This is a genomic window from Acinetobacter sp. T63 (genome assembly GCF_053852345.1).
Map to the genome: position 1 here is coordinate 1,395,431 of NZ_CM132659.1, position 23,317 is coordinate 1,418,747.

General features: G+C 46.3%; 23 protein-coding genes. 12 read left to right on the forward strand and 11 right to left on the reverse strand.

Annotation, left to right across the window (positions count from 1 at the left end; genetic code table 11):
- Nucleotides 1-56 precede the first annotated feature (56 nt).
- The 5 genes from prmB (at nt 57) to tnpC (ending at nt 4,910) form a co-directional block, all read left to right on the forward strand.
- On the forward strand, nt 57-1,067 hold the full coding sequence (gene prmB, locus ACVLR6_RS06795; protein WP_045795711.1) for a 50S ribosomal protein L3 N(5)-glutamine methyltransferase: 1,011 nt from the start codon (nt 57-59) through the stop codon (nt 1,065-1,067).
- Nucleotides 1,068-1,081: 14 nt separating this feature from the next.
- Nucleotides 1,082-2,173 (forward strand): chorismate synthase, encoded by a 1,092-nt coding sequence (aroC, locus tag ACVLR6_RS06800; protein ID WP_016658184.1) that lies wholly within the window; start codon nt 1,082-1,084, stop codon nt 2,171-2,173.
- Nucleotides 2,174-2,515: 342 nt separating this feature from the next.
- Nucleotides 2,516-2,899, forward strand: coding sequence for an IS66-like element accessory protein TnpA (tnpA, locus tag ACVLR6_RS06805; protein WP_348904486.1), 384 nt, complete (start codon nt 2,516-2,518; stop codon nt 2,897-2,899).
- Nucleotides 2,896-3,231, forward strand: a complete 336-nt coding sequence (gene tnpB, locus ACVLR6_RS06810) for an IS66 family insertion sequence element accessory protein TnpB (RefSeq protein WP_140992694.1) — start codon at nt 2,896-2,898, stop codon at nt 3,229-3,231. The genes tnpA and tnpB overlap by 4 nt, the downstream gene beginning before the upstream one ends.
- Before the next feature lie 74 nt (nt 3,232-3,305).
- Entirely contained in the window at nt 3,306-4,910 is a 1,605-nt protein-coding gene (tnpC, locus tag ACVLR6_RS06815) for an IS66 family transposase (RefSeq protein ID WP_455996105.1), read from the forward strand.
- A gap of 146 nt (nt 4,911-5,056) precedes the next feature.
- Here tnpC and ACVLR6_RS06820 read toward each other — a convergent pair whose 3' ends face one another.
- The 8 genes from ACVLR6_RS06820 to ACVLR6_RS06855 form a co-directional block, all read right to left on the reverse strand.
- On the reverse strand, nt 5,057-5,359 hold the full coding sequence (locus ACVLR6_RS06820; protein WP_005177656.1) for a cyd operon YbgE family protein: 303 nt from the start codon (nt 5,357-5,359) through the stop codon (nt 5,057-5,059).
- A gap of 3 nt (nt 5,360-5,362) precedes the next feature.
- A complete protein-coding gene (gene cydX / locus ACVLR6_RS06825; protein WP_002120988.1) occupies nt 5,363-5,464 on the reverse strand; it encodes a cytochrome bd-I oxidase subunit CydX in 102 nt (33 codons plus the stop codon).
- Between the two features lie 26 nt (nt 5,465-5,490).
- Nucleotides 5,491-6,636: a cytochrome d ubiquinol oxidase subunit II gene (cydB, locus tag ACVLR6_RS06830; protein WP_423561920.1), complete on the reverse strand. Its 1,146-nt coding sequence runs from the start codon at nt 6,634-6,636 to the stop codon at nt 5,491-5,493.
- Nucleotides 6,633-8,219, reverse strand: a complete 1,587-nt coding sequence (locus tag ACVLR6_RS06835; RefSeq protein WP_127799519.1) for a cytochrome ubiquinol oxidase subunit I — start codon at nt 8,217-8,219, stop codon at nt 6,633-6,635. The genes cydB and ACVLR6_RS06835 overlap by 4 nt, the downstream gene beginning before the upstream one ends.
- The gene (gene cydP / locus ACVLR6_RS06840; RefSeq protein ID WP_005177663.1) at nt 8,219-8,410 is read right to left on the reverse strand and encodes a cytochrome oxidase putative small subunit CydP; all 192 of its coding nucleotides are present in this window, start codon (nt 8,408-8,410) and stop codon (nt 8,219-8,221) included. Before cydP ends, ACVLR6_RS06835 begins: the two co-directional genes overlap by 1 nt.
- A gap of 666 nt (nt 8,411-9,076) precedes the next feature.
- Nucleotides 9,077-9,694: an OB-fold-containig protein gene (locus tag ACVLR6_RS06845; protein ID WP_016658183.1), complete on the reverse strand. Its 618-nt coding sequence runs from the start codon at nt 9,692-9,694 to the stop codon at nt 9,077-9,079.
- A gap of 28 nt (nt 9,695-9,722) precedes the next feature.
- Nucleotides 9,723-10,031 (reverse strand): Rieske (2Fe-2S) protein, encoded by a 309-nt coding sequence (locus ACVLR6_RS06850; protein ID WP_171065079.1) that lies wholly within the window; start codon nt 10,029-10,031, stop codon nt 9,723-9,725.
- Nucleotides 10,032-10,045: 14 nt separating this feature from the next.
- The gene (locus ACVLR6_RS06855) at nt 10,046-11,050 is read right to left on the reverse strand and encodes an adenosine kinase (protein WP_168398607.1); all 1,005 of its coding nucleotides are present in this window, start codon (nt 11,048-11,050) and stop codon (nt 10,046-10,048) included.
- A 136-nt stretch (nt 11,051-11,186) separates the two neighbouring features.
- Between ACVLR6_RS06855 and ACVLR6_RS06860 the strand changes: the two genes are divergently transcribed.
- The 3 genes from ACVLR6_RS06860 to ACVLR6_RS06870 all read left to right on the forward strand — a co-directional run bounded on the left by ACVLR6_RS06860 (nt 11,187) and on the right by ACVLR6_RS06870 (nt 15,888).
- Nucleotides 11,187-11,636 (forward strand): GNAT family N-acetyltransferase, encoded by a 450-nt coding sequence (locus ACVLR6_RS06860; protein WP_005177673.1) that lies wholly within the window; start codon nt 11,187-11,189, stop codon nt 11,634-11,636.
- A 145-nt stretch (nt 11,637-11,781) separates the two neighbouring features.
- Nucleotides 11,782-14,721 carry an insulinase family protein gene (locus ACVLR6_RS06865; RefSeq protein ID WP_411684103.1) on the forward strand — a complete coding sequence of 980 codons (2,940 nt, stop codon included), beginning with the start codon at nt 11,782-11,784 and terminating at the stop codon, nt 14,719-14,721.
- Nucleotides 14,722-14,742: 21 nt separating this feature from the next.
- Nucleotides 14,743-15,888 carry a phospholipase A gene (locus ACVLR6_RS06870; RefSeq protein ID WP_411688690.1) on the forward strand — a complete coding sequence of 382 codons (1,146 nt, stop codon included), beginning with the start codon at nt 14,743-14,745 and terminating at the stop codon, nt 15,886-15,888.
- A gap of 71 nt (nt 15,889-15,959) precedes the next feature.
- Here the strand turns inward: ACVLR6_RS06870 and ACVLR6_RS06875 are convergent, their stop codons facing one another.
- The 3 genes from ACVLR6_RS06875 to ilvA form a co-directional block, all read right to left on the reverse strand.
- Nucleotides 15,960-17,324, reverse strand: coding sequence for a TrkH family potassium uptake protein (locus ACVLR6_RS06875; RefSeq protein WP_455996108.1), 1,365 nt, complete (start codon nt 17,322-17,324; stop codon nt 15,960-15,962).
- A gap of 11 nt (nt 17,325-17,335) precedes the next feature.
- Nucleotides 17,336-17,986, reverse strand: coding sequence for a potassium channel family protein (locus ACVLR6_RS06880; RefSeq protein WP_455996110.1), 651 nt, complete (start codon nt 17,984-17,986; stop codon nt 17,336-17,338).
- 144 nt (nt 17,987-18,130) lie between these two features.
- Entirely contained in the window at nt 18,131-19,669 is a 1,539-nt protein-coding gene (gene ilvA / locus ACVLR6_RS06885) for a threonine ammonia-lyase, biosynthetic (RefSeq protein ID WP_005177685.1), read from the reverse strand.
- 107 nt (nt 19,670-19,776) lie between these two features.
- Here ilvA and rpiA point away from each other — a divergent pair, with 107 nt between their 5' ends.
- The 4 genes from rpiA (at nt 19,777) to ACVLR6_RS06905 (ending at nt 23,304) form a co-directional block, all read left to right on the forward strand.
- The gene (gene rpiA / locus ACVLR6_RS06890) at nt 19,777-20,448 is read left to right on the forward strand and encodes a ribose-5-phosphate isomerase RpiA (RefSeq protein WP_005177689.1); all 672 of its coding nucleotides are present in this window, start codon (nt 19,777-19,779) and stop codon (nt 20,446-20,448) included.
- Nucleotides 20,449-20,558: 110 nt separating this feature from the next.
- A complete protein-coding gene (locus tag ACVLR6_RS06895) occupies nt 20,559-21,239 on the forward strand; it encodes a M48 family metallopeptidase (RefSeq protein ID WP_455996112.1) in 681 nt (226 codons plus the stop codon).
- Nucleotides 21,240-21,422: 183 nt separating this feature from the next.
- Nucleotides 21,423-22,478 (forward strand): N-acetyl-gamma-glutamyl-phosphate reductase, encoded by a 1,056-nt coding sequence (gene argC, locus ACVLR6_RS06900; RefSeq protein ID WP_171261361.1) that lies wholly within the window; start codon nt 21,423-21,425, stop codon nt 22,476-22,478.
- 79 nt (nt 22,479-22,557) lie between these two features.
- On the forward strand, nt 22,558-23,304 hold the full coding sequence (locus tag ACVLR6_RS06905; RefSeq protein WP_286423120.1) for a DUF6776 family protein: 747 nt from the start codon (nt 22,558-22,560) through the stop codon (nt 23,302-23,304).
- Nucleotides 23,305-23,317: the final 13 nt, after the last annotated feature.

Consider the following 23,317-nt stretch of genomic DNA (forward strand, 5'->3'; position numbering starts at 1 on the left):
GCACAAAACAAGGTATCATAAGGCGTTTTAAAAAATTGACTCTGGAGAGACCTTAGGTGGATCGACCGACTATTAGCCCTGAACATTTGCAGGAAGCCGCTGAAACATTAGTCACCATTCGTGATTTTATCCGTTTTGGTGTAACAGCATTACGTCAATATGATGCACATCTAGGTCAAGGTACAGAAGATTATTTTGCTGAAAGTTCCGCGTTGGTATTACAAACCCTGTCGCTGGACTGGAATGCCGATGCAGAAATTCTGGATGCCAAATTACTGCCGAGCGAAAAGCAGGAATTTTTAAGTCTGCTGGAGCGTCGTATTAATGAACGCACGCCAACCTCTTATCTGCTCAATCTGGCCTATTTTTATGGCAAGCCGTTTTATGTGGATGAGCGTGTACTGATTCCACGTTCGCCAATTGCTGAACTTATCGAAAACCGTTTTGCGCCATATTGTCTGGATGAAAATGGCCAGATGGGTGAAGCCAATAATAACTTGCCAGCCAACCCAAATCCGCAAATGCCACGTCGTATTCTGGATATGTGTACCGGTTCAGGCTGTATCGCAATTGCATTGGCTTATGCTTTCCCGGATGCAGAAGTGGATGCGACCGATATTTCTAAAGATGCTTTAGAAGTTGCGGCCATTAACACCGAACATCACAACATGCAGTATCAGGTGGCGCTGCTTGAGTCGGATTTGTTCTCTAAAATTCCAGCAGAAAATCAGTATGATCTGATTGTGTCGAATCCACCGTATGTCGATGCCGAAGACATGGCCGATCTGCCAGATGAATTCCGTCATGAGCCAGAGCTGGCGTTGGCTGCCGGTCAGGATGGTCTGGACTTGGTGCGTAAAATGCTGGCCCAAGCGGCAGACTATTTAACCGAAGATGGCCTGATTGTGATTGAAGTCGGTAACTCTGAATGGGCCATGAAACAGAACTTTAATACCGTCGATTTCCACTGGTTACAATTCCAGAAAGGTGGTTCAGGCATTTTTGCCCTAACCGCAGCACAGTGCCGTCAATACCGCGATTTATTCATTCAATCTGTTAATTCATAAAGGAGTCGTTGCACATGGCAGGTAATAGTATTGGACAACTCTTCCGTGTCACGACTTGTGGTGAATCGCATGGTGTAGGCCTGATGGCCATTGTTGATGGTGTACCGCCGGGCCTGGAACTGACAGAAGCCGATTTACAGCACGATTTGGACCGCCGTAAGCCGGGGACTTCCAAATTTGCAACCCAGCGTAAAGAGCCAGATCAGGTTGAAATTATTTCTGGGGTATTTGAGGGTAAAACCACCGGTACGCCAATTGGCTTGCTGATTCGCAATACCGACCAGAAATCCAAGGATTATGGCAACATTGCCCAGACTTTCCGTCCGGGTCATGCCGACTATACTTATACGCAAAAGTACGGTTTCCGTGATTATCGTGGTGGTGGTCGTTCCAGTGCCCGTGAAACTGCGATGCGTGTAGCTGCCGGTGCGATTGCCAAAAAATATCTGGCAGAAAAATTCGGGATTCTGATTCGTGGTCATGTGACCCAAATTGGTACAGAAAAAGCGGAAAAGCTGGACTGGAATGAAGTGCCGAATAACCCGTTTTTCTGTGGCGATGCCGATGCTGTGCCACGTTTTGAAGCGTTGGTGACTTCATTACGTGAACAAGGCACCAGCTGTGGCGCCAAACTGGAAATTCTGGCCGAAAAAGTGCCTGTGGGCTGGGGCGAGCCGGTATTTGACCGTTTAGATGCCGATATTGCCCATGCCATGATGTCGATTAACGCGGTTAAAGGCGTAGAAATTGGCGATGGTTTTGCCGTGGCGGAACAGTTCGGTCATGAAACCCGTGATGAACTGACCACACAAGGCTTCCTGGCCAATCATGCTGGCGGTATTTTGGGTGGTATTTCCAGTGGTCAAACCATTCGTGTGGCGATTGCGCTTAAACCAACGGCGTCTATTACCACACCGGGTAAAACCATTACCATTGACCGTGAAGATACCGATGTACTGACCAAAGGCCGTCACGATCCATGTGTGGGTGTGCGTGCTGCACCAATTGCGGAAGCGATGCTGGCGATTGTGCTGATGGATCATTTCTTACGTCACCGTGCACAAAATGCCGATGTGGTGGCGCCATTTGCACCGATTGAGCCTTAATTATCCCAGATTAAAGAAGCCGGACTGAATGTCCGGCTTTTTTTATGGCGATAGGTTGTATCCGTTTGAAATTTCCTAAGAAAATACCACGATCAATGAGATAAATACAGAAGTTGATTGAGCTTGAATCTAAATATTAGTTGCTTTATCACCACCTTAAATTAAGCATCCATATAGACATCAATTCAGATATAAATAAAAAGCGGGGTTGGATAAAAATAGATTTTAATTTTTAAAAGAGATCGGGCTGATCTTTGTAAGCGTCCGCTGAACACACCTTATGAATTCATCTTATAAGCCTTAATTTAGTCCCCACTTAAAAACAAGTGGGGACTAAAATTTATGACTACAAATCACCAGACATCCATCGCATCTCTTGCGAAAAAACGAAGAACATACAGTGCTGAATTTAAACAGCAGATCGTTCAGGCTTGTAAAGCACCGGACGTTTCAATTGCTTCGGTCGCTTTGCAACATGGATTGAATACAAATCTTGTATCCAAATGGATTCGCTTAATTGATGCTAAGCCAGGGAATGATCGCTCACCACTACCGAATAAACCTGCATTTATTGCCTTATCTTGCTCTGCACCATTAGATGCTACTCCTACTGACATGTTAAAAGTTCAAATTACTTTACCCCACTCAAAAGCAGAAATTGGCTTGAAATGGCAAGTATCAGAAATACCTGCCTTGGCAGAATTACTCAAGGTGCTGGCAACATGATCCGTATCGATGAAATCTGGCTTTCTACCCAACCTCTGGATATGCGAGCAGGGATGGATACTGTCATGGCTCAGGTGGTGAGAGCCTTTGGCTACATTAAACCGCATTGTGCTTACCTGTTCTGTAATAAACGTGGTCATCGCATGAAAGTGCTGGTACATGATGGACTGGGCATCTGGCTGTGTGCCCGGCGGCTGGAACAGGGAAAATTCCACTGGGCTAAAGTTCACCAGGGTGAAAGCGTAGCTCTCAATCTGGAACAGTTACAGGCATTAATCCAGGGTTTGCCTTGGCAGCGCATTGGACGACAGCAGGTGGTCACGATGCTCTAAACCAAGCTCGGCTATTCTGCCATCCTCCAAACGTTCTATTTCATTCTTCTCATGACCTCAGGCATACTGCGGTCATGAATACGCTGCCTGACTTAAGCCAACTGACCCATGAACAACTGCTGGAATTCACCCGGCAGTTGGCGATGCAGCATCAGTCTCTGGCAGAATCAAATCAAGAATTAGAAAAATCAAACCAACAATTGGATGCCAAAGTTCAACATCTTTCTATTCTCAATCAAAAATACGAGCATGAACTGGCGCTGTTTAAAAAGCACAAATTCGCCCAAAAGAATGAACACTTAACGGCAAAACAAATCCATCTGTGGGATGAAGCGGTTGAAGAAGATATTGCCGCGGTTGATCTAGAACTGGAACGGCTAAATGCAGATAAAACCAATGCAGCGACACACAAAGCCAAAACCAATAAACCTAAACGTCGACCACTGCCAGATCATCTACACACCATCCGTATTGAGCATGAACCTGCATCAACCCAATGCAGTTGTGGCTGCCAGTTACGTCGTATCGGCGAAGATATCAGTGAAAAACTGCATTTCAGACCGGCACAGTTCTATAAGGAACAGCATGTGCGTGGCAAATGGGTCTGTGATCAGTGTGACACCCTGACTCAGCAAGCGATGCCCGCCTATGTGATTGATAAAGGCATTGCTTCACCTGAATTGCTCAGCCATGTACTGGTATCGAAGTATGCCGATCATTTGCCGCTGTACCGTCAACGTCTGATCTATCAGCGGGCGGGAATCGAACTTTCTAGATCAACTTTATCTGACTGGATAGGTCGCTGCGGTGTAGAACTGGAACCTCTGGCCAATGCCTTAAAACAGGTGGTGCTGCAACAGCGGGTGATCCATGCCGATGAAATGCCGGTCACCATCATGCGGATGGGTGAGAATGATAAAAAACCGAAGAAAGGTTATGTCTGGGCCTATGCCACTACACAGTACAATCCAGTTCAGGCGGTGATCTATGACTTTCAGGATAGTCGTTCAGGTCAGCATGCTGAAGCGTTCCTGAAAGACTGGCAGGGCCATCTGGTCTGTGATGATTACAGCGGTTATAAAGCACGCTTTAAATCAGGTCAGGTCATTGAGGTGGGCTGCATGGCCCATGCACGTCGTAAATTCCATGAACTGCATGTAACTGGGAAAAGTCAGGTTGCTGAACAGGCCTTAGTGCTGATTCAGAAACTGTATGCGATAGAAGCAGAACTCAGGAAAAAGACCGATGGTACAGCGGAAGACCGCCGCGAATACCGACAACAGCATAGTCAACCAGTGATGCAACAACTATATGAATGGCTCAACCAACATCAACTGACTGTGCCATCGAGTTCTCCAACCGCCAAGGCGATCAATTACACTCTGAAGCGTTGGCCAGCTTTAAGCCGCTATCTGGATGATGGCAATCTACCGATTTGCAATAACTGGGTGGAAAACCAGATGCGCCCCTGGGCGTTGGGACGTAAGAACTGGTTATTTGCAGGTTCGCTGCGCAGCGGTCAGCGAGCAGCCAATATTATGACATTAATCCAGTCAGCAAAGCTGAATGGGCTGGATCCCTATGCCTATTTAAGTGATGTGCTGAAAAGGTTACCGACACATAAAGTGACCCAGATTGAAGAGTTACTGCCACACCGCTGGAAACCTGAACCGAATTAAAAAATAGGCATGGGATTCAGCGGACGCTTACTGATCTTTTTTAAAGGATGTGGGAAATCATCTTGTGATGAAATTGTGCTGATCCCATTTTGTATCAGAATGGATCTCCCAGAAATTAAAAAGCTCCCCGAAGGGAGCTTGTTTCATCAAGAAAAGAACCAGGTGTAATAGCCCCAGATCATTAATGGCCAGGCCACAAATGGACTAAACAGCCATTTCCACAGCCAGAAACGTGGGACAAAACCAACACCATGGATAAATCCGCCGGAAATGCCAATCATTATATACATCATGGCACTGTGGCTGTAATTGCCATCGGCATCCAACATGGCAGCTGGATGAAGTAATAACACGGCTGCCAATGGAAAGGCCAATAAGCAAGAAATGACCATCGCAAGTTTATTCGGTTTTTTTTCGATTACTGGAGTTTCCATTACAACCTCTGTCATGACTTATTCCTCATCCAGGTCTTGATGATGCTCGATATAGAGCGCACTCAGTACACCTGCAAAACAGGCCATCAAAATACCGAGAATCCAAGCAAAATACCACATAATCTTTACTCCTTTAGCGCATAGCCTTAGTACAGGCTATGCGAATTCTCTTTGATGTGTTTGTTGGTAATCACGCCCCACATCTTGTAGTAACACCAAGTGGTGTACAGCAAAATGATTGGCACAAAAATACAGGCTGCAACAGTCATTACCGTTAAGGTATTTTGACTAGATACCGCATCCCACATGGTCAAGCTAGATACAGGATCTATGCTCGATGGCATCAGGAATGGGAACAGGGCAAAACCTGCAGTCAGAATCGCACCTGTTACTGCCAGTGCAGAACCAGTGAAGCTTAAACCTGCTTTACCTTTAGAGGCTGCCAGAATCACAATGATACCGCCTAGAATACCCATAATTGGCGCAATCATGGTGATCGGGTAAGCCGAGTAGTTGTTCATCCAGCCCGGGTTGGCATTGGTCATCACTTCTTTGGCTAACGGGTTTGCAACGCTACCGGTGTCATATGGTGTAACCAGGGTATAACCTTGGATGCCACCAAAGTATAACCATGCACCTGCTAGCAGGAAGCAGACCAGGAACACGATACCGCTGATTTTGGTGGCTTTGGCAGAACGCTCGCGTAAAGCACCATCGGTACGTAACATTAACCATGCACCACCATGCGCACACAGCATGGCCAGACTCACGATACCGCAGACCAAAGCAAACGGGTTAAGCAGGGCAAAGAAGGTGCCGGTGTAGTTGGATCGTACAGTCTCATCCAGTTCAAAAGGTACACCTAAGAACATATTACCGAACGCTACGCCAAATACCAGCGCAGGTACTGCACCACCGATACATAGACCCCAGTCCCAGGCAGTACGCCATTTAGTGTTTTCAAGCTTGGAGCGGTAGTCAAAGCCGACCGGACGCAGGAATAGCGCAAACAGGACTAAAAGCAGCGCCCAGTACATGCCCGAGAAGGCAGTTGCATACACCATTGGCCATGCAGCAAATAGTGCACCACCAGCAGTAATGAACCAGACCTGGTTACCGTCCCAGTGTGGGGCAATCGTGTTGATTGCCGCACGACGTTCTTCATCATTTTTTCCAACGAATGGCATGATCGCCATAGAGCCCATATCGAAACCATCGGTGAGGGCGAAACCGATGAGCAGTACGCCCACCAGTACCCACCAGATGATTTTGAGTAATTCATATTCGATCATGCTTGAGTCTCCTCAGATGCTTTTTTGGCAGCTTCCAATTTTTCGAAATGGTATTTGCCGGTATGTAACGAGCTTGGACCAAGACGAGAGAATTTAATCATCAGGTACATTTCAATGATCAGCAGTACGGTATAGAACGATGCTAATGCAATGATTGAACCCCATACATCGCCAGTACTTAAGCTAGATGCAGAGAGATATGTTGGTAGAACTTCACCAATAGTCCAAGGTTGACGACCTACTTCAGCCACATACCAGCCAGTTTGCGCAGCAATCCATGGCAATGGTAGGGCAATCAGGGCGAATTTTAATAACCAAGGTTTGTTTTCTGCATTACGTTTTGCTACAGCCAGTGTTGCCAGAACGAACAGGAGTAGCATTAAGAAGCCAGAAGCCACCATGGCACGGAAGGCCCAGAACAAGCTTGGAACGTGTGGAATAGTGTCTGCTGCAGCAAGTTTGATTTGCTCATCAGTCGCATCTACCACGTTAGGTGTATATTTTTTCAGTAACAGGCCATAACCTAGGTCTTTTTGAGATTCATCAAATGCCGCTTTGAGTTCTGGTGAGCTGTCACCTGCACGCAGTTGTTCAAGTTGCTGATAAGCCACCATACCGTTACGGATACGCACTTCATGCTGGGCAATCAGGTCTTTGATCCCGGTCACTTCTTCAGTGGTTGAACGTGTGGCAATCAAACCCATCACATACGGAATTTTAATCGCATAATCGGTGGTCTGGGTTTCCTGATTTGGAATACCAAACAGAGTAAATGCAGCCGGTGCCGGGTGAGTTTCCCATTCCGCTTCAATTGCAGCCAGTTTGGTTTTTTGGACATCGCCCAGTTCATAACCAGATTCATCACCCAGTAAGATTACAGACAGGGTAGATGCCAGACCGAAGATAGCCGCAATCGCGAATGAACGACGTGCAAATGGCAAGTCACGTTTTTTCAGCAGGTAGTAGCTCGAAATCGCCAGAACGAAAATCGCACCTGTAACATAACCGGCAGAAACGGTATGGACGAATTTAACCTGTGCCACCGGGTTGAAAATTAGCGCACCGAAATCAATCATTTCCATACGCATGGTTTCATAGTTAAACGCAGAACCGACCGGGTTTTGCATCCAGCCGTTAGCCACCAGAATCCACAGCGCCGACATGTTTGAGCCCAAGGCCACCAGCCAGGTTACACACAAGTGTTGTACCTTGGACAGACGATCCCAGCCGAAGAAGAACAGACCAATAAAGGTCGATTCAAGGAAGAAAGCCATCAAGCCTTCAATGGCCAGCGGAGCACCAAAAATATCACCCACGTAGTGCGAGTAATACGCCCAGTTTGTACCGAACTGGAACTCCATGGTCAGGCCGGTAGTTACCCCTAAAGCAAAGTTAATACCGAACAGTTTTCCCCAGAATTTGGTCATGTCCTTATAAATTTCTTTGCCGGAAATCACATAGGTGGTTTCCATAATGGCCAGAATAAAAGCAAGACCAAGTGTCAGTGGAACAAAAATAAAATGATACATCGCGGTCATTGCGAACTGGAACCGCGAGAGATCGACCACGCTTTCAGAAATCATCAACGTGTCTCCTTGATTTGGGAAGGATTGCTGGCAATACGCTCAGCAACTTGAGAGTCAAAATTTTCAGGAATGGTAGGGGCATCGAACCAGATATTTTTAATCGCCATTAAAATAACAACCTTAATTATTAAAATGGCTGCTATTTCTCGGGTTACGCGACGGTTCAAATCTTTCGGGACTAAGCTCATAGAAACAAGCCTGTTTTTTAAACTGTGTCTTATATTATTAAACAAAATAATACAAAAAATAAATAGTCTGCACAGTTAAAATGAAAATATATTGTTTATATTATAAAATACAATAACTTATAAAAAAGTTTTTTTAATTTTTAATCAAAAGTATTTCAGTTAAAAACCTGACTAAAATGCTTGTATTTATAATAATGATTATTCTGACTAAAATAGTTATATTTAAAAATTTTGACGATTGTATTAAAAATTCCAGCTTTTAATTTTTAACTTTTATTCAATAGTTGGGTGTTAAAAATGGCTGTAAGGCTTGAGGTGTAAGCATTTGCACAGAAAACAGTCAAGCACCAAAATGAAGCAATTTGTAGCAAATATGCACAATGAAGTACGATAAAAGTGCAGTAAGCAGTGACACGGAAAATTTTTTAGTCTTTAACGTGGAGGGCAGAGTGAACAACTACAACGAACAACCACAGCGATGGTCATAATGTGCAGAACAGCTGATCTTGAGGCCAAGAGAAAGTGAATCGAGCAGCTTAAACGGAAAGAACGAACGTACACGGCAAGGAAGAAGGGAAAGCTGCGAGATACATGGCGTTGTAGCTTTACCTTGGACAAAGTAAGGATGTGTATCTGACTCGTGGCTGAAAGATGAGCGAGCTTAAATCAGCTGCTAGTTTCACCATAGAACAGATTGTTCGAAGCGGAAATTTTCTTGGCAATGTAATAGGATTTTTTTTGCCGGATTAAAATGACTTGTGCCTGAAATTCCAATTCACCAAATTCCGGTTCGACCTGCACGTAATGCAGCTGGCCGTATTCATCTCGAACCCGGGCCTGAGCCGAAAAACCGGGACGGGCATTGCCACTGGAAATGGTGGCCAGTCGGCCCAGCAAATTGACATGCTGAATGGTTTTTTGCGGTTTAATCACCTGATCCAGACAGTGAATCATAAACACGGTAAAAAACAGGGCAATGATAAGCGCCGGTAAAATCAGATAGTACGATGGAACAAAACTTTGCTGCTGCGAATAGAGCGCAAACTGCAGGAAATAGCCTGCAACACTAAAATTCAGGAGCAGAAACACGAAAATTAGCAGTTTGGAGAATTTGACATTGAGTAAGGGAGAGTCTAGCAGCCGCTGCGGAAACAGTTGCTTGAATATCGCGCTGGGCTTGAGATTAAAATAATGCCCCACAATTTCCGCCAGGCTGAGCAAGACAAGTGCAATCAGACTTAAATGAAAAGGAATTAAGTCGATGTCTAATACAAACTCAAGCATGGCGTAACCTGCAGATGGGGGCTTAAAATTATTCTGTTAAGTAAATTCCGCCATCAGAATGCACGGTAATCTCTACTTTTTCAAGTGCTTGACCTTGGCATGGGCCAGAAATACATTCCCCGGTTTCCACTACAAACAGCGCACCATGAGTCGAACATTCAATAAATTCCTGATCCCGGTCTAAAAACTGGTTTTCCAGAAATTCAAGCTCGACCTGCAAATGCGGGCACAGGTTCTGATAGGCATAGAACATGCCATCACGTTGGGTAATAAAAATGGTATCGCCATCTGGAAGCTCGAACGAGCGTGCTTCACGTTCAGGGATATCTTCGGTCATGCAGATTTTATGCATTAGGCACATTCCTTGTTATAGCTCTGAAGAAGGGTTGCGTACTGTTCAACCTCTAGACGTGGACCAAATTGTGACACCACTTCACTGGAAATTAAAATGGCCAGCTCGGCAGCGGCTTTAAAGCCAAGGTTGGCATTTAAGGCATACAGGAACGCACCGGCAAAAGCATCACCCGCACCATTGGCATCAATGGCATGCACCTGACGGCCTGCAACGCTAAAGGTATGTTGACCATCAAAAATCATTGCGCCTTGTGCGCTCATTGTAATGACAACGTATTTGCTTTTTTCCTTCAGCTGTTCCAAAGCGGCTTCTGCCGTTTCGGTGCCGGTATACATCATGGCTTCCTGCTGGTTACAGAACAGCAGGTCCACGCCATCATCGAGCAACTCATCTAAACCTTGACGCGCATATTGCACCATCGCCGGGTCAGATAAGGTTAAGGCAATTTGGGTCTGGTGAGCTTTGGCAATTTCACGTGCCTGTTTTACCGCCTGACGGGCGCTGTCTGAAGTCGATAAATAACCTTCGATATACAGCCATTTCGCGGTTTTTAAGGGTTCAAAGTCAATTTGCGCATCGGTGAGTTCTGCGGTAATACCTAAATAGGTATGCATGGTACGTTCAGAATCCGGGCTGACTAATACCATACAGGTTCCGGTTACGCCTTCACTGACCGATTTTGCGGTGGTGCGAATGCCCGCATCATTCAGGCCGTTCAGGTAAATTTCACCCAAGTTATCATTGCCCACGCGGCAGGCATAAAAGGCAGAACCGCCCAATGCGCTAAAGGCAACTGTTGTATTTGCAGCCGAACCGCCTGAAGCTTGACCTTTATAGCTTTGCGTTTGCTGTAAGTTGTTGTATAAATTTGCTTGGGTTTCGCCATCGGTCAGCTGCATGGTGCCTTTTTGCAAATTTTGTTGAGTAAGGAAGTCATCAGAGACTTGAAATTCCTGGTCAATGAGTGCATTACCAATTGCAAAGAGGTCAACAGTTGCCATGTCGTTCAATCACATCAAAAAATAAATGCTAAGTTTACACCAATGCTCAGGATTGCTGTAGATTTGTGAATAAAATTCATTTTTTAGACGGTTTTATTCATTGAGGAAAGTTAGTAAAGCAGATCAGGATAGTGAAATGAATATCGAGATAAAAGAAGCGCAAGGATTACCAGAGCAAATTGTAGAGCTTGAAAAACAGGCATCAAAAGAGGGTTTTGCTTTTGTACAGCGTTTAATTGATGAGTATCAGAGTGCCAAGAATCGTTTCGATCAGCCTGGGGAGTTTTTACTTTTTGCTTATGATCAGGACAAGCTGATCGCCTGTGGCGGCCTGAACCAGCAGTGGAATGATCAGGAAGTGGAACAGGGAATTGGCCGGGTGCGCCGTTTCTATGTATTGCCTGAATATCGTAAACACGGCGTAGGCAAGCTGTTATTGCAATACTTAGAGAAAAAGGCACGTCCTCATTTTTCGGCCTTGTGTCTGGATACCGAAACCAAATCTGCGGCGCATTTTTACCAGAAGCAGAATTATGTCTATGTCGAAAACCATCCCAATTATAATTATTTTAAATATCTGGTTTAAACGGCAGCATGAGCTTCGGACTGGGGTTTGAAAATTGCCTGGTTTGCAAATTTCTATAATTTTAGTCGGGATTTAAGCGTGAATTATATCAAGAACTAAAGCTATAATGGCTTTAGTTTTTTTATTTTGATGATTAGGAGATCGCATGACTGTAGATGTCACTGAAACCATTTCTCAAACCGTTCATCCTGCGTTTCAGTTGGTACGTCAACACCATGTTGAAGCCTTAGACATTTTAGTGTCTGAATATAAGCATCGGGTTACCGGTGCGGTGCATTATCATTTGGCCACCAATCATGATGAAAATGTATTTCTGGTGGCATTTCGTACCCAGCCCATGGATTCCAAGGGCGAAGCGCATATTCTGGAACATACTGCACTGTGTGGCTCTGAAAAATTCCCGGTACGCGACCCGTTTTTCCTGATGATTCGCCGTTCATTAAACACCTTTATGAACGCCTTTACCGCAGCCGACTGGACGGCCTATCCATTTGCCACCCAAAACCAGAAAGATTTCCAGAACCTGCTGGAGGTGTATCTGGATGCAGCCTTTGCAGCCAACCTGAATCCACTGGATTTTGCCCAGGAAGGGATTCGTATCGAGCTGGAAAATGGTGAGCCTGTATATAAAGGCGTGGTCTTTAATGAAATGAAAGGCGCGATGAGTTCGCCTTCAGATCAGCTGTATCACCAGTTGGCACATCATTTGTTCCCGGAAACCACCTACCATTACAATTCCGGTGGTGACCCGAAAGATATTCCAGACTTAACTTACCAAGAGTTAGTGGATTTCTATAAATCCCATTATCACCCAAGTAATGCGGTATTTATGACTTTTGGTAATCAGTCAGCGTATGACTTGCAAGAACAGTTCCAGAGCTTGGCTTTAGCCAAGTTTGAACAGGGCGAAACCCTGTATTCAAAACCTGAGCGCCGTTTGGCTGCGCCAGTGACCGTAACTGAAAGCTATGCGGTCGATGCTGAAGATTTAAAAGACAAAACTTACCATGTTCTAAGCTGGTTATTGCCAGAAGCCAGTGATATTAAACTGCGTTTGGGCATGCGTCTGGTCGAAGGTGTGTTACTGGAAAACTCGGCTTCACCACTGCGTCATTATTTAGAAACCTGTGGTTATGCGCAATCAACCGGGCCATTTATGGGCGTGGATGATTCCAACTTTGAAATGACTTTCTTCTGTGCCATTCAAGGTTCTAATCCTGAGCATGCAGCAACCTTTAAAGAGGGCGTCTTCAAGGTACTGCAAGAAGTGGCGTCTAAACCGGTCGACAGCGATACCGTCAATGCCATTTTACACCAGATCGAGCTGCATCAGCGTGAAATTAACGGCGATGGTATGCCATACGGTTTAAGCCTGATTCTAAACGGCTTGAGCAGCGCGATTCACCATAGTGATCCGGTGCATGTCTGGGATGTTGACAGTGCCATTGAACAGGTTAAAGAAGAACTGAAAGATCCAATGTGGCTGTCTCAGTTGATTCAGCAGCACTTGATTGATAATCCGCATCGCGTCCAAATAACCCTGGTCCCAGATGCCAGCAAATCAGCCAAAGATGCCGAAGCTGAAAAAGCCCGTCTGGCTGAAATTGGTGCGCAGCTGACCGAAGCACAAAAAGCAGAAATTATCGCCCAGACCGAAGCGCTAAAAGTGCGTCAGGATACCCCGGATGATTTAAACCTGCTGCCAAAAGTCGGCCTCGAAGATGTGCCGGCAGAATTGCAAATTGTACAGGGGCAGCTACGTGAGATTATCTGCAACCGCATTGATACACCATTAAACCTGTATCATGCCGGTACCAACGGTATTTATTACCAGCAGGTCTTGGTGCGTATTCCCGATGAGATCGTGAAATCGCCTTATTTTAATCTGCTGTCGATTTTAATGGGTGAAGTCGGTGCCGGTGAATATGATTATCTGGAACTGCAACAGCTGCAAACTGCAGTGAGTGGCGGTCTGGGTATGGGGGCATCCTTACGCTCTAAGGTCGATGACAAAAACCGGATTAGTGCCTGGCTGACTTTAACCACCAAATCACTGGTGAATAATTTTGATGCCATCCGCCTGCTAAAAATTGCCTTTGAGCAACTGCGTTTTGATGAAAAAGACCGGATTATCGAGCTATTACAGCAACGTAAAACGCGCTGGCAGTCCCGGGTATCGGGTGCAGGACATAGCTATGCCATGCAGGCCGCTTCACGTAACCACAGTGCTTTAGCGCTGCGTGACTATCACAATACTGGTCTGGGTGCATTGAACTGGTTAAGCGAGCTGGTCAGCAAAATTGAACAGGATGATGCTGCTTTTGATGCGCTGATGGATGAGCTTAAGCTGATTCACAGTATGTTGCTGCAAGCGCCAAAACAGTTCCTGCTGGTCTGTGAAGAGCCACAATCAGACCGTTTGATTGAAGAAATCCAGACCGTGTGGGACAAGCTGGCAATTGAACCGCACGAGGCAGCTTTAACTCAAGTGCCTGTTGAAAATAACAATGCAGATGAAGCCTGGCTGATTCAGGCCAATGTACAGTTCTGTGCGGCAGCGTATCCTGCGGTGGAAGTATCGCATCCAGATGCAGCACCATTGATGGTCTTGGCGGCGTATTTACGCAATGGCTTCCTGCACAGTGCCATCCGTGAAAAAGGCGGCGCCTATGGTGGCGGTGCCAGCTATGATGGTAATGCCTGCTCGTTCCGTTTCTATAGCTACCGTGATCCGCGTCTGGCTGAAACCTTTAAGGATTTTGAGGCCAGTGTGGACTGGTTGCTGAATGCCGAGCAGTTACCGCATCAGCTGGAAGAAGCTATTTTGGGGCTGATTGCCAGTATGGATAAACCAGGCTCTCCAGCCGGTGAAGCAATTACCGCATGTTATGCCTTATTGCATGCGCGCACCCCGGCCTTTAGAACCAAACTGCGTGAGCGTTTACTGGCGGTTACTTTAGATGATCTGAAACGTGTGGCCGACGTTTATTTGCGTCAGCAAACCCCGGTGAAATCGGTGGTAGCACCGGTGGCGAAACGTGAAGCGCTGCAGGAGCTGGGTTTCCAGATCAAACAAGTCAATTAAAAAAACAATAGAGGAAGTTCTATGGCGTTCAATCCTGTTGAGCGCACAAGCTGGTCGCTGAGTGTTACTGCACTCAGCGCTTTGTTTGTGACACATGTACAGGCGCTGGAAGCAACGGTGGTCACCATTCCGTCGACACCGGAGGCCTGTGTGGCGCTGGAGTCTAATGCCGAGCGTTTAGCCTGTTATGATGCTTTATTCAAGTTGCCGGAAGCAGAAAAGGCCGATCTGGTTTCCGAGCGTCAGGCGGCGCAGCAATTGGCCCCTCCACCAGAAACCGTTAAAGAAAAAATTGTGGCCGGGGTGAACAACCTGTTTTCGCTGGAAGGCTCACATATTGATCCGAATGTGTCGTTACTGGATAAACGCTGGGAACTGGCACCTGAAAGCAAGCTGGGCACCTGGAATATTCGGGCCTATCAACCGGTGTATCTGATGCCGGGCTTCTGGACCTCCGATAAAAACGAACGTCCATCCAGTCCCAATGAAAACAATACCGTTACTGAAGCGCAGCAGCAGAACCTGACATCAACCGAGGCCAAATTCCAGTTGTCACTAAAAACCAAAGCGGTTGAAAACCTGCTGGGCGATAATGGCGATCTCTGGCTCGGTTATACCCAGTCCTCACGCTGGCAGGTTTATAATGGTGAAGAATCACGCCCATTTCGTGAAACCAATTATGAACCTGAAGCCAGTTTAATGTTCAGAACCAATTATGAGATTCTGGGCTTGAATGGGCGCTTGTTAGGCCTGACCTTGAACCATCAGTCCAATGGCCGTTCCGATCCGCTGTCACGTAGCTGGAACCGGGTCATTTTGAATCTGGGTTTTGAAAAGAATAATTTTGCGCTGATGTTGCGTCCGTGGTATCGCATTGAAGAAGACCGCAGTGATGACAACAACCCGGACATTAAAAACTATATTGGCCGTGGCGATATGCTGGCATTCTACCGCTGGAAAGATCATGATTTCTCGCTGATGTTACGGCATAGCCTAAAAGGCGGTGATGATGCGCATGGCGCCGCCCAGTTTGACTGGGTATTCCCGATTAGCGGCAAATTAAGAGGGCATTTCCAGCTGTTTGATGGCTATGGAGAAAGCCTGATTGATTATAACCACCGCGCGACCTATGTCGGGCTAGGTGTATCGTTAATGAACTGGTTCTAAATTCATGCACCCGCAAAAAGCCACTGTAGACAGTGGCTTTTTTAATTTCAGTTGATAACGGAACTCGCGCATCAACCAATCTGAATATCGGTGGTGGGATGTTGCAGGCGGCTGCGTTTAGGCGTGGCAATTAAATAGGCTAAGGTCAGTGGGCCTAAACGGCCGGCAAACATCAGCAGCATTAAGGCCACCAGACTTAAGGGTTGTAATTCCCCGGTAATCCCGCGAGATAAACCTACGGTACAGGCCGCAGAAACCGCCTCAAACAACAAGTCCATAAACTCATGTTCAGGTTCCAGCAGCAACAGGCTGAAAATCCCGGCAAAGACTAAAAATGCAGTAATCGACACCACAGCCAAGGCTTTAAAGGTGGTTTTTTCTGGCACTGAATAATGAAACACCCGCACTTCATCGGCGCGTCTTAAAAAGCTGATCACGCTTAACACCACAATAATAAAGGTGCCGACTTTAATGCCACCGGCGGTACTTAAAGAGCCTCCGCCAATAAACATTAGGAACATGGTCAGTAAATTGGAAGCATCACTCATGCTGGCAATATCCAGACTGTTAAAGCCGGAAGAACGGGGTACGGTAGCATGGAACCAGGCATTCCAGGCCTGATCGGTCAGGCTCATGGCGGCCAGCGTCGCAGGGTTACTGGCTTCGAGTAACCAGATGGTGATAAAGGCAAACAGGTTTAAACCCAGAATGGTGGAGAGGATCAGCTTGCTGTTGGCGCTGAGTTTATGCCAGTGCCGGGTTTTTTTAATGTCCATTAGCACCACAAAGCCCACACCGCCAATAATGTAAAGCATGCTGATGGTAAAGGTAATCAGGTACTGGTCGGCAAAGCTCATTAAACTGTTGGGAAATAATGAAAATCCGCCATTATTGAAAGCCGAGACACTGTAAAAGGCGGCATAGAAAAAGGCTTCCAGAAAATCAAAATCCTGCAGCCAGGCCAAGGTCAGAATAAAGGTGCCGATGCCTTCAAAAAACAGTGAATAGAGTAATACGCCTTTAATGGTAAAGCCCACCGTCGCCAGACTGGTCTGACCAATGGTTTCCTGGGCCATCATCTGCTGTTTTAAGCCAATTTTCGGTGACAGGCTCATGGCGGCCAGAATTGCGAAAGTCATAAAGCCCAGCCCGCCACATTGCAGCAACAGCATAATCACAATCTGGCCAAATACGGTATAGGCCTCGCCGACATTGACCACCGACAAGCCGGTAATGGTCACCGCAGAGGTGGCAGTAAATAAAGCCTGTAACCAGCTCAGGTCCCCCTCATGGGCAAAGGGCAGTTTAAGTAGCAAGGTCCCAATCACAATAAAGCTTAAAAATCCCAGTGCGAGCAGACTCGGCGGGCTTAAATTGACCGTGGTTGCTGTGCTGGGCTTCGCCGTATTTTTATAGGCAGTCTTATTCTTCGTCATGTGGTTCATGGCTATTTAAAATGCTTGGATAAGCGTTTCAGCTGTTCAACCTGGCCTTCAAGCACCAGAATATCGCCTTGCTGCATAATTAACTGCGGATCGAGCCTGAACTGAATCTCGCTGCCGCGTTTATGCAGCAGGGTTTTCACTTCTGGCGCATGACCGATAAACTCATGATAGCGCGTACCGTTTAAGGCTTCAGTGACTTCCACTTTGACAATAAAGTGGTCATCTTCCAGCGCCATATAGCGGCTGACCATCGGATAACTCAGTGACTGGGCAATGCGGACACCCATATCTTCTTCCGGATGAATAATTTTGCTGACCTGCAGATGGGTCAGAATCATGTGGTGGGCTTTGGACTTGGCTTTGACATAAATTTTTTCCAGCCCCATATTTTTCAGATGCAGCACACATAAAATACTGGCTTCAATATCTTCACCAATGGCCACCACCACCGCATCACAGTTCTGAATATTCAGCTCCTGTAACACGTGTTCGTCGGTAGCATCGGCAATCACGGCGTGGGTAATTTCCTCGGCAATATTTTCCACATATTTTTTATTAATATCGATGCCAATCACATCATGTTTCAGGCTGACCAGTTGCGTGGCAACGGTGGCACCAAAACTGCCTAAGCCAATGACTGCAAATTGCGCCATAGTGTGTTCCTAATTACATTTTTATGGTTAGCGTGAATATAAATTTATTTTAAAGATCAGGTGGATATTTACATCATTTTTCTTAGGGTGTTTGTGTAAACCAATAAAAAACCGCCAGCAAATGGCGGTTTTTTAAACTGGATTTTATTTCAGGAAGCGCTGATAACCTAAGTTATTGCTAATTTCCGCATATGGATAGCTAATGCTTTCCAGGGTTTCAATCAGCCCGTCCGGGTTCTGTTTGGCATCGCTGGCTTCCAGACCCACCAGCACACGGCCTTCGGCGGCGCCGTGGTTACGGTAATGGAACAGGGTGATGTTATGGGTCGGGCCTAAACGCTCCAGGAAGGTCAGCAGGGCGCCTGGACGCTCCGGAAATTCCACCCGGAACAGACGTTCATTTTCAATATCGGCATGACCGCCAATTAAATAGCGGATGTGCAGTTTGGCCACTTCATCATCGGACAGATCATCAACATCATATTGCACTTTCAAGGCCTCAAAGATGTCATGACGTTCTTTTTCACCGCCTTTTAAGCTAATGCCGACAAAGACCTGTGCGGCCGATGCATCACTGGCACGATAGTTAAACTCGGTAATATTACGGCCTTGCAGGGCGCGGCAGAAGTTCAGGAAAGAGCCTTTCTGTTCTGGAATAGTCACCGCAAAAATCGCTTCTTTGCGCTCACCGAGTTCAGTGCGCTCGGCGATATAACGCAGGCGGTCAAAGTTCATGTTTGCGCCGCAAACAATTGACACGATATTTTTGCCAATCAGCTCATGCTGCTCGACATATTTTTTGATGCCGGCCAAGGCCATAGCACCTGATGGTTCCACAATGCTGCGGTTTTCATCAAAAGTATCTTTAATTGCAGCGCAGATTTCATCGGTATTCACCAGCACCACATCCGGTTCGACAATCGGGCCAGAGTTGTCTGATTTTTGCAGGCGAATCACATCAAATGGTTTTTCACCAATCTGTGCCACGGCGGTTCCATCGGCAAACAGACCAACCGAAGGCAGAACAATACGCTCACCGGCTTCTAAGGCTGCTTTCAGACAGGCCGATTCATCATATTCCACTGGAATGACTTTGACATGCGGAGCGACATCACCCAAGTACGCTGCTACACCGGCAATCAGGCCACCGCCACCTACGGCAACAAAGACATAATCGACATCGCGCCATTGACGTAAAATTTCATTGGCGATGGTGCCTTGGCCGGCCATGACCAGTTCATCATCATAAGGTGGAATGAAGGTCATGCCATCATCCTGGGCACGCTGAATGGCATATTTGTTGGCCACATCAAACGAATCGCCGTGTAGTACTACTTCGCCACCTAAACGTTTTACCGCCTGTACTTTAATATCTGGCGTGGTTTTAGGCATCACGATAATGGCACGAATCCCCAGTTTTTTTCCTGAAAGAGCCACGCCTTGAGCATGGTTGCCGGCTGAAGCTGTGATCACGCCACGTTCTAACTGCGCTTTAGGTAGTTGGCTAATACGGTTATAGGCACCGCGTAGTTTGAAAGAAAAGACCGGTTGTAAATCTTCCCGCTTGAAGCGGATGTTGTTATTCAGTCGTTCACTAATTCGTGGCGCTGCTTCGAGTGGGGTTTCGATTGCAACATCGTAGACTGTTGCTTGTAAAATTTGTCGAACCAAACGAGACAGCATGTTAATCTTCCATCTAACAGTTTAAAATAGGGGTTTATTGTAACAAACCCCTGTACATTTGGGCTGTAAAATCAGCATCAAATGTCAAAAAATAGTTGAGCGAAGTCATGAGTCTGTATGCAACCCAAGATGAGAAGAAACAAGCTGCGGCAAAAGCAGCCTTAAAACATTTGCCTAAAGGCGGGATTCTGGGTGTAGGCACAGGCAGTACCGTCAATTTCCTCATCGATTTATTGCCTGAATTGCAATTGGAAGCGGCTGTAGCCAGTTCTGAAGCAACGGCAGAGCGCCTGAAAAAGCTGGGTATTGAAGTCGTGGATATGAACAGCGTGGGCGGTTTAGATGCCTATGTCGATGGCGCAGATGAAATTGACCGTCATATGCACATGATTAAAGGTGGCGGTGCGGCGTTAACCCGTGAAAAAATTGTCGCGTCGATTGCGAAAAAATTTGTTTGTATCGTCGATGATTCAAAATGGGTTGAACAGTTGGGCCGTGAATTCCCGCTACCGGTTGAAGTAATTCCAATGGCGCGTTCTGCTGTGGCACGCAAGCTGGTCGCACTTGGGGGTGATCCGGCGTACCGTGAAGGTGTGGTAACCGATAACGGCAATGTGATTTTAGATGTTTATAACCTGAATATCTTAAATGCACTGGAACTGGAAAAAACCATCAATGATATTCCGGGTGTGGTGTGTAACGGTATTTTTGCTTTAAACAAAGCTGATATTGCTATTGTTGCAACCAATAACGGTATCGAAGAGCGTACTGCAATTTAAACTTAACAGCTTTAAGAGTTAATCTCCCCAAACCCCTCTTTAAAAAAGAGGGGCTTTTCTCCCTCCTTGATTAACGGAGGGTCGGGGAGGACTCTCTAAAAAGAACAATAATGACATTATCCGACCTTCCTGAAATTCAAATCACCCGTAATGTTCGTGCGACGCGACTGCGTTTACGTGTCGATGGTCAGCAGATTAAAGTCACGGCGCCTGTTTTTTGTAGCAATCGTCAAATCCAGAAATTTATTGCCGATGCCGAAAGCTGGCTGTTAAAAACCTGGCAAGCGCAACAGGCCCAGTTGCAGCGGGTTGATCAGAGCCTGCCTGCTGAATTACAACTGTTTAATCTCAATACGCCTATTCAGATTAGTTATCAGAGCCAGAAACAGAATTTTATCTGGGATGAATCTGCTTTACGGCTTTGGATTAGTGATCGTCATTCTGAAGCTTATTTAAAAACTTTTATTATTGCCTATGCCAAGCAGCATTTGCCGCTGTATTTAGAACAGTTAAGTCTGGATACCGGGCTGAACTTTAACGGCTGCAATATCCGCCAGCCGAAAACCCGTTGGGGCAGTTGCTCGGCCCGCCACGATATTATGCTGAATAGTGCGCTGGTATTAATGCCAGAAGCGATTTGTCGTTATGTCTGTGTGCATGAGTTGGCGCATACCCGCCATTTTGATCATAGCCCGCGCTTTTGGGCAGAGGTGGCGCGGCATGATCCTGAGTTTCAGCAGCATCGACATTTTTTAAAACGCTTTCAGTTGCCGTATTGGTGGTTGGGGTGAGGGTGCCGGGTCATCCTTGTTGAACTCACCCATTCCTCGTTCATTTTCTTGAAAAATCAGTACTCTGATCGATCCAATAGATACATAAGACAAAAAACCATCAATACCGAGTAAAAAGGTTTAGAAAGCACAAACTTCCTGTCATACTACTGCTTTATTGAACATAGCACACTTGATTGAGGTATGAACGTGATTTCAGTAGGTATTGTCGGCGGTACAGGTTATACAGGCGTTGAACTTTTACGTCTTTTACTACGACATCCAGAGGTACAGGTCACTGTATTAACCTCACGTACTGAAGCTGGTCGCCGTGTCGATGATATGTTCCCAAGTCTGCGTGGTCATACCGATTTATGCTATTCAGATTTAAATATTGAAGATTTAAAACAGTGTGATGTGGTGTTCTTTGCCACGCCGCACGGTGTTGCCATGAAACACGCGGCCGATCTGGTTGCGGCCAATACCAAAGTCATTGATCTGGCGGCAGATTTCCGTTTACAGGATTTGGCCCAATTCGAAAAATGGTACGGCATGGAACATGCCTGCCCAGAGATTCTTAAAGATTCAGTCTATGGTTTATCTGAACTGAACCGTGAGCAGATTAAAACAGCACAGGTGATTGGCAACCCGGGCTGTTATCCAACTACCGTGCAATTAGGTTTGGCACCATTATTAAAATCTGCTGAAACCTTGATTAAACCTGAAAGTATTATTATTGATGCCAAATCGGGCGTATCCGGCGCCGGCCGTAAAGCCAGCCTGGGCATGATTTACTCTGAAAATGCCGATAACTTCAAGGCTTATGGGGTGGCAGGTCACCGTCATCATCCGGAAATTGTGGAAGCATTGGAAAATATTTCTGGTCAAAAAGATGTGTTTAACCACATTGTGTTTGTGCCGCATTTAGTGCCGATGATTCGTGGCATGCTCAGCACCATGTATATTGACCTGACCGATGCAGGGGATGCGACAGATGTACAGGCGCTATATGAACAGTTTTATGCGCAAGAGCAGTTTGTAGATGTAATGCCAGCAGGCAGCTCACCTGAAACGCGTTCAGTACGCGGCGCGAACCAGCTGCGTATTGCCCTGTACAAGCCGCAACCGAAGAAACTGGTGGTGCTGGTGGCGCAGGACAATCTGGTGAAAGGTGCAGCCGGTCAGGCGGTACAAAACATGAACCTGATGTTTGGCTTTGCAGAGCAGGCTGGCCTAGAGGTGATTGGTCTATTACCATAAGAAACGCTTTTTGACTTCACACACATTTAGATTTCGATTTAAATGTGTGGTTTGAATGCAATCAAAACAAGAGATGACGATGCAGAATACGGATACCAATACCACGTCACAACCGACGCCACCGAAAAAACCTTTTATGCAAAGCAATTTACCTCTCGTACTCGGTGCAGCTGTATTAATGTTAGGCAGCGGCTTTTTGGGCTATTCGGTGGGGCATCGTCAGGGTTTGACTGTGGTCGGTTATGATGCCGATGCAGAGCAGCTGGTTGAAGTCGTACAGGAACAGAAAGTTCGTCTGGAAAGCCTGAATAACACCCTGAATGCAGCGGTTCAGGAGCGTGATGTAGCGGTCAGCAATGCCAATGACCTGTATGCGGCCCTGAATCAGGCACGTAATGATAAAATCCAGGCCGATGGCATGGGCAATTTATACCGTGAAGTGCTGCGTGATCGGGGTGGTTTAAGTCTGACCATCCAGAACATTGGGATTAAACCTTTACCCGATAATGCCTATGAATATCAGCTCGATCTGGTGCAGATCAGCCCGAATAAGCGCCGTGCTTCAGGCAATGTTGAACTGCGTCTGATTCAGGGCACCGAGGTGCTGGTGGTGCCCATGGAAGACAATAATTTCAATTTTGATAATTATGAGCGCCTGACCGGCCGCTGGACCATGCCAAAAGGCTTTAGTCCGCAATTTATTGAAGTGCGTTTAACTGGTAGTACCCCTGTGACCAAACGATTCAGCTGGGCACGTGGAAAAGCCACGGAAGCGCCTTCTGCCTTTATCTCTGAAATACCGCAAGCAGAAGCCACTGCGCAATAACTGTGAAATAAAT